Source organism: Novosphingobium sp. AAP93 (genome assembly GCF_001296055.1).
Lineage (GTDB): Bacteria > Pseudomonadota > Alphaproteobacteria > Sphingomonadales > Sphingomonadaceae > Novosphingobium.
Window position 1 is genome coordinate 99,175 of the sequence record NZ_LJHZ01000092.1, and the last position, 6,150, is coordinate 105,324.

Annotated in this window: 5 protein-coding genes; 2 read left to right on the plus strand and 3 right to left on the minus strand. The window is 64.8% G+C overall.

Going from position 1 to position 6,150, the window contains the following annotated elements:
- Positions 1-38: 38 nt before the first annotated feature.
- Entirely contained in the window at positions 39-3,398 is a 3,360-nt protein-coding gene (carB, locus tag IP83_RS14150; protein ID WP_054122869.1) for a carbamoyl-phosphate synthase large subunit, read from the minus strand.
- A 65-nt stretch (positions 3,399-3,463) separates the two neighbouring features.
- On the opposite strand from carB, the gene IP83_RS14155 reads away from it, so the two are divergent.
- Entirely contained in the window at positions 3,464-3,829 is a 366-nt protein-coding gene (locus IP83_RS14155) for an endonuclease domain-containing protein (protein WP_054122870.1), read from the plus strand.
- Between the two features lie 202 nt (positions 3,830-4,031).
- Here IP83_RS14155 and IP83_RS20325 read toward each other — a convergent pair whose 3' ends face one another.
- Together IP83_RS20325 and carA are read right to left on the minus strand one after the other, a co-directional pair.
- Positions 4,032-4,364 (minus strand): hypothetical protein, encoded by a 333-nt coding sequence (locus IP83_RS20325; protein WP_156309731.1) that lies wholly within the window; start codon positions 4,362-4,364, stop codon positions 4,032-4,034.
- Positions 4,361-5,530, minus strand: coding sequence for a glutamine-hydrolyzing carbamoyl-phosphate synthase small subunit (carA, locus tag IP83_RS14160; RefSeq protein WP_054122871.1), 1,170 nt, complete (start codon positions 5,528-5,530; stop codon positions 4,361-4,363). Before carA ends, IP83_RS20325 begins: the two co-directional genes overlap by 4 nt.
- A 160-nt stretch (positions 5,531-5,690) precedes the next feature.
- Here carA and IP83_RS14165 point away from each other — a divergent pair, with 160 nt between their 5' ends.
- A complete protein-coding gene (locus IP83_RS14165; RefSeq protein WP_054122872.1) occupies positions 5,691-6,143 on the plus strand; it encodes a GatB/YqeY domain-containing protein in 453 nt (150 codons plus the stop codon).
- Positions 6,144-6,150: the final 7 nt, after the last annotated feature.

Consider the following 6,150-nt stretch of genomic DNA (forward strand, 5'->3'; position numbering starts at 1 on the left):
TGCGCCAAACCGGGCCCCAGTCGCCGCGATGATGGGGATCACGTGGAAGATTGATAATAATCCTGCAGTGACCTTACCGCAAGGTCGGTGCTGCGCAGCGCCTCGATAGCCTCCACAGCTGCGACCGAGGCTGCCGCCGTGGTGAAGTAGGGCACCTTGCCATAGAGCGCCGACGCGCGGATGGACTGCGAGTCCTTGTGGCTCTGCCAGCCCTCGGTGGTGTTGAAGATCAGCGCGATCTCGCCGTCGATGATCCGGTCGACGATATGCGGCCGCCCTTCCGCCACCTTGTTGACCCGCTCGACCTTGACCCCCGCTGCGGTCAGGAACGTCGCCGTCCCTCCTGTCGCCACGATGCGGAAGCCCATGGCATCGAGCTTCTGGACCGCCGGCAGGATCACCGGCTTGTCGCTGTCCTTGACCGAAACGAACACCGTGCCGCCCACCGGCAGCACCATGCCCGCCCCCAGCTGCGCCTTGGCAAAGGCGAGCGGGAAGCCGCTGTCGATGCCCATGACCTCGCCGGTCGATTTCATCTCGGGCGAAAGCACCGGGTCGACGCCGGGGAAGCGCGCAAACGGGAATACCGCTTCCTTCACCGCCATATAGGGCACGTCGCGCTTGATCGGCGGCAGGTTGCGGATCTTCTCGCCCGCCATGATCCGCGCGGCATACTTGGCGATCGGCTGCCCGATGGCCTTGGCCACAAACGGCACCGTGCGGCTGGCGCGCGGATTGACCTCGATGAGGTAAACCAGCCCGTCCTTCACCGCGAACTGAATGTTCATCAGGCCCTTGACGCCCAGCGCCTTGGCCAGCGCCACCGCTTGCCGCTCCATCTCGGCGATGATTTCTGCGGGCAGGCTGTAGGGCGGCAGCGTGCAGGCGCTGTCGCCCGAATGGATGCCGGCTTCCTCGATATGCTGCATCACGCCCGCGACGACGACATCGTCGCCATCGGCCAGCGCATCGACATCGCACTCGATCGCATCGCGCAGGTATTGGTCGATCAGCACCGGGCTCTCGCCCGAAACCTTCACCGCCGTCGCGATGTAGTCATCGAGCTGCGCCTGGCTGTCGACGATCTCCATCGCCCGCCCACCCAGCACGTACGAAGGCCGGATCAGCACCGGATAGCCGATGCGCGCCGCCACCGCGACCGCTTCGTCGCGGCTCCGCGCAGTGCCGCCCGCCGGCTGGCGCAAGCCCAGCTTCTCGACGAGGCGGTTGAAACGCTCGCGGTCCTCGGCCAGGTCGATGGCATCGGGCGACGTGCCAAGGATCGGAATGCCCGCATCCTCGAGCGCCTGCGCGAGCTTCAGTGGCGTCTGCCCGCCGAACTGCACGATCACGCCGACCAGCGTGCCGTTGGCCTTCTCGGCCTCCAGCACTTCGAGTACGTCCTCGGCGGTCAGCGGTTCGAAATAGAGCCGGTCCGAGGTGTCGTAGTCGGTCGAGACCGTCTCGGGGTTGCAGTTGATCATGATCGTCTCGAACCCGGCGCCCGGCTCGCCGCTCGCGGCGTCCGTCTCGCCCAGCGCAAAGCAGGCGTGGCAGCAGCAGTAGTCGAACTCGATGCCCTGCCCGATGCGGTTGGGCCCGCCACCGAGGATCACGATCTTCTTCCGGTCGGTCGGCGCAGCCTCGCTCTCAGGTTCGCCGAACAGGCCGCCTTCGTAGGTCGAGTACATGTAGGGTGTCACCGCCTCGAACTCGGCCGCGCAGCTGTCGATCCGCTTGAACACCGGGCGCACACCCAGCTTGTGGCGCAGCGCGCGCACTTCTTCCTCGCTCGTCGCCCCCGCCATCGCGTTCAGCACGTCATGGAGCAGCCCGGAGCGACGCGCCGTCGTCTCGCCCAGCCCTCCGGCCACCCCCACCGAGCGAACCGCCAGGGTCGCCAGCCGCTTGTCGGAAAAGCCCATGGCCTTGAGGCGCCGCAGCCCTGCCGCATCGATCGGCAGGCCTTCGCTTGCAATCTTCGTTTCCTCGGCGATGATCGCCTCGATCTGCCGCAAGAACCACGGCTCGTACTTGGTGACGGCGTGCACTTCCTCGACCGACAGCCCCTCGCGGAAGGCCTGCCCGATCACCAGCAGCCGCTCCGGCGTCGCCCGGCTCAGCGCCGCGACGATCTGGTCGCGGGTGGCGCCTTCCAGCTCGACCACACGGTTGAACCCGTCAAGCCCGGTCTCCAAACCGCGCAGCGCCTTCTGCATCGATTCCTGGAAATTGCGGCCAATTGCCATGACTTCGCCGACGGACTTCATGGCGGTTCCGAGCAGCGGCTCGGCGCCCTTGAACTTCTCGAAGGCAAAGCGCGGGATCTTGGTGACGACATAATCGAGCGTCGGCTCGAACGCCGCCGGGGTCGCTCCGGTGATGTCGTTCATGATCTCGTCGAGCGTGTAGCCCACGGCGAGCTTCGCCGCGACCTTGGCGATCGGGAAGCCGGTGGCCTTCGACGCCAGCGCCGAGGAGCGCGAGACGCGCGGGTTCATCTCGATGACGATGAGGCGCCCGTCCTTCGGGTTGACCGCGAACTGCACGTTCGAACCGCCTGTTTCGACACCGATTTCCCGCAGAACCGCGATCGATGCATTGCGCATGATCTGGTATTCCTTGTCAGTCAGTGTCAGCGCCGGGGCGACGGTGATGGAATCGCCCGTGTGCACGCCCATCGGATCGACGTTCTCGATCGAGCAGATGATGATGGCATTGTCGTTCCGGTCGCGGACGACTTCCATTTCGTACTCTTTCCACCCCAGCAGCGATTCCTCGATCAGCACTTCGGTGGTCGGCGAGGCTTCGAGGCCCCCGCGCACGATGCTGACGAATTCCTCGCGGTTGTAAGCAATGCCGCCGCCGGTGCCGCCCATCGTGAAGCTCGGCCGGATGATCGAGGGCAGCCCGGTGCGTTCCAGCACCGCGAGCGCTTCCTCGACCGTATGCGCGATGCCGGAGCGGGCGGATTCCAGCCCGATCTTGTCCATCGCATCGCGGAACTTCATGCGGTCCTCGGCCTTGTCGATGGCCTCGGCATCCGCGCCGATCATCACGCAGCCGAACTTCTCCAGCGTGCCATCGCGCGCCAGCGCCAGCGCGGTATTGAGCGCGGTCTGCCCGCCCATCGTCGGCAGCACCGCATCGGGGCGCTCCTTTTCGATGATCTTGGCGACGACCGCGGGCGTGATCGGCTCGACATAAGTCGCGTGCGCCATGTCCGGATCGGTCATGATCGTCGCGGGGTTCGAGTTGACCAGGATGATCCGGTACCCCTCTTCCTTGAGCGCCTTCACCGCCTGCGTGCCCGAATAATCGAACTCGCAAGCCTGGCCGATGATGATCGGCCCGGCGCCGATGATCAGGATCGAGGAGATGTCAGTGCGTTTGGGCATTATGCGGACTTCGCTATAAAAGCCCTCCCCCGTTCGGGGGAGGGTTGGGTGGGGGTGCAAGACGTATGAGCAACAAACGCCTGACGCCGGTTGCGCGCAAACTGCGCAAGGATCCTACGGAAGCGGAAAAGCGGCTGTGGTCGCGGCTGAGAGGAGATCAACTGGGCGCGCGCTTCACCCGGCAATATCCCATCGGCAACGCCGTGGCCGATTTCGCCTGCCGATCCTTGCGCCTCGCCATCGAGCTGGATGGTGGGCAGCACGCTGACAGCGAGTCCGATGCGGTGCGCACGCGCCTGATCGAAGCGCATGGCTACCGCGTAATCCGCTTCTGGAACAACGATGTCCTCGCCAACACCGATGGCGTACTGCTGACCATAGCGCATGAAATCGCCTTGGCCCGAAACCGGATTGACCCATTCGAGCGCTGAGCACCCCCACCCGGCCTCCCCCGACCGGGGGAGGGGCAGGTCGCGCAATACGCCAGAACACCGCACAACCGAAAAAGCCCTCCCCCGCTCGGGGGAGGGTTGGGTGGGGGTGCACCGCCCCCGAAAGCGCAGACGCCGCCCAGCCCAAGCACAGCCGCGCGGGAGGGAAGTCCCGGCGGCGGTGGATTGGATCGAGGGTATGTCAGTGCGATTGGGCATTAACCCACCTGTATGAAATTTTAAAAAGTCTTCTGCGTTCTTCAAGAAAAAGAACGTCTGAAATTTTATCCGCCCAGAGACCGTGTCCATAACCAAAAGCGAGTAGCGCGTTAGAAATGATCGCTCGTTCCTCAATTTTACTGAGTCGGACTCGCCAAACATTAGCGTCCAATTCGGCCGAAAATCTGATGATGTTATCAGGGAACCGAATCTCGAACTCCTTTGAGCCGTCACTGCCCCCGGAAATCACGTGCAAGCTCGCCCCAAGGGCAACGTCGCGGGTCTCCATCAATGATTGGTCAGCGACGAAGGTCACCCCAACATCCCCACAAACCGCTCAAACAGATAAAAACTATCCTGCGGCCCCGGCGACGCCTCGGGATGATACTGCACTCCAAACGCCCGCTTGCCCTTCACCGCAATCCCGCAGTTAGACCCATCGAACAGCGAGACATGCGTCTCCTCCACGCCCTCGGGCAGCGCGGTGTTGTCCACCGCAAAGCCGTGGTTCATCGAGGTGATCTCGACCACGCCGTCGGCATGGCGCTTCACCGGGTGGTTCGCGCCGCGGTGGCCCTGGTGCATCTTGATCGTCTTCGCCCCCGCCGCGAGGCCGAGCATCTGGTGGCCAAGGCAAATGCCGAAGACCGGAATGTCGCGCTCCAGCAGGCCCTGGATCACCGGCACCGCGTAAGCCCCCGTCGCCGCCGGATCGCCCGGCCCGTTCGAGAGGAACACGCCCGCGGGCGAGAGCGCCAGCACCGTCTCCAGCGAAGTTTCGGCGGGCACCACCGTCACCTGCGCCCCGGCCCTCACCAGATTGCGGAAGATGTTGTCCTTCGCGCCATAGTCGATCGCCACGACATGCGGGCGCGGATCGTGCGGCGAGCGGGCATAGCCCTGCCCCAGCCGCCAGACGCCGCCTTCCCACTCGTCCTGCTCCTCGCGGCTCACCACGCGGGCGAGGTCCATGCCTTCGAGGCCGGGCCAGACCTGCGCCTCGGCGAGCAGTGCCGGAATGTCGAAATCGCCATCGGGATCATGCGCGATCACCGCGTTGGGCGCGCCGCCAAGGCGGATGCGCCGCGTCAGCGCGCGGGTGTCGATGCCCGAAAGCCCGATCTTGCCCCGTGCCGCGAGCCACGCCTGCAAGGGCTCCACGCTGCGGAAGTTGGCCGGATCGGTCACATCCTCGCGCACCACGAGGCCGATGGCGCCTGGCACATCGTGGCTTTCCATGTCCTCAGGGTTTGTGCCGACATTGCCGATATGCGGGAACGTGAAGGTCACCACCTGCCCCGCGTAGGAGGGATCGGTCAGCACTTCCTGATAGCCGGTCATCGCGGTGTTGAAGCACACTTCGCCCACAGCCTTGCCCGCCGCGCCAAAGCCGCGGCCCCACGCCACCGAACCATCGGCAAGGACAAGAACGCCGGTCGCTCCAGCCGGTTTCGGCGCATGCGTGTGGGCGGGGTCGGCCATGATAGGGGGCGCTCCGTTGGCAGGGTTCTGGCGATGTCGCTAAGGCTCGGTCGCTAGGCCCCTCGCCCCCTCCCGTCAACCTAGCGAAGGCAGAAAGTTTCGCCTAAGTGACACTGCTTCGCGCCCTCGTGCGCGCTCCATCCACAGGAATACGAATCCCATGATCCGCGATACGATCAAGGCCGCCCAGATCAGTGCCATGAAATCCGGCAACAAGCCGCGCCTCGCCGCCGTCCGCCTCATCCTCGCCAAGCTCAAGGACAAGGATATCGAGCTGCGCACGGCGTCCAACGTGCCCGATGACGACGTGCTCGTCGTCGACGTTCTCCAGAAGATGGCCAAGCAGCGCCGCGAATCGATCACGCTCTATCTAGAGGGTGGCCGTCAGGAACTCGCCGATATCGAACAGGCCGAACTCGTGGTGATCGAGGAGTTCTTGCCCCAGCAGATGAGCGAGGACGACACCAAGGCCGCAATCGAAGCCATCAAGGCCGAACTCGGCGCAACCAGCATGAAGGACATGGGCAAAGTCGTCGCCACGCTCAAGGCCCGCCACGGCAGCCAACTCGACATGGGCAAAGCCAGCGGACTCGTGAAGGCGGCGCTGGCATAGGCTCCCC

What these genes read in the sequence shown, in the direction of transcription:
- carB (WP_054122869.1), bottom strand. Translation starts at nt 3,398, where the DNA reads ATGCCCAAACGCACTGACATCTCCTCGATCCTGATCATCGGCGCCGGG.
- IP83_RS14155 (WP_054122870.1), top strand. Translation starts at nt 3,464, where the DNA reads ATGAGCAACAAACGCCTGACGCCGGTTGCGCGCAAACTGCGCAAGGAT.
- carA (WP_054122871.1), bottom strand. Translation starts at nt 5,530, where the DNA reads ATGGCCGACCCCGCCCACACGCATGCGCCGAAACCGGCTGGAGCGACC.
- IP83_RS14165 (WP_054122872.1), top strand. Translation starts at nt 5,691, where the DNA reads ATGATCCGCGATACGATCAAGGCCGCCCAGATCAGTGCCATGAAATCC.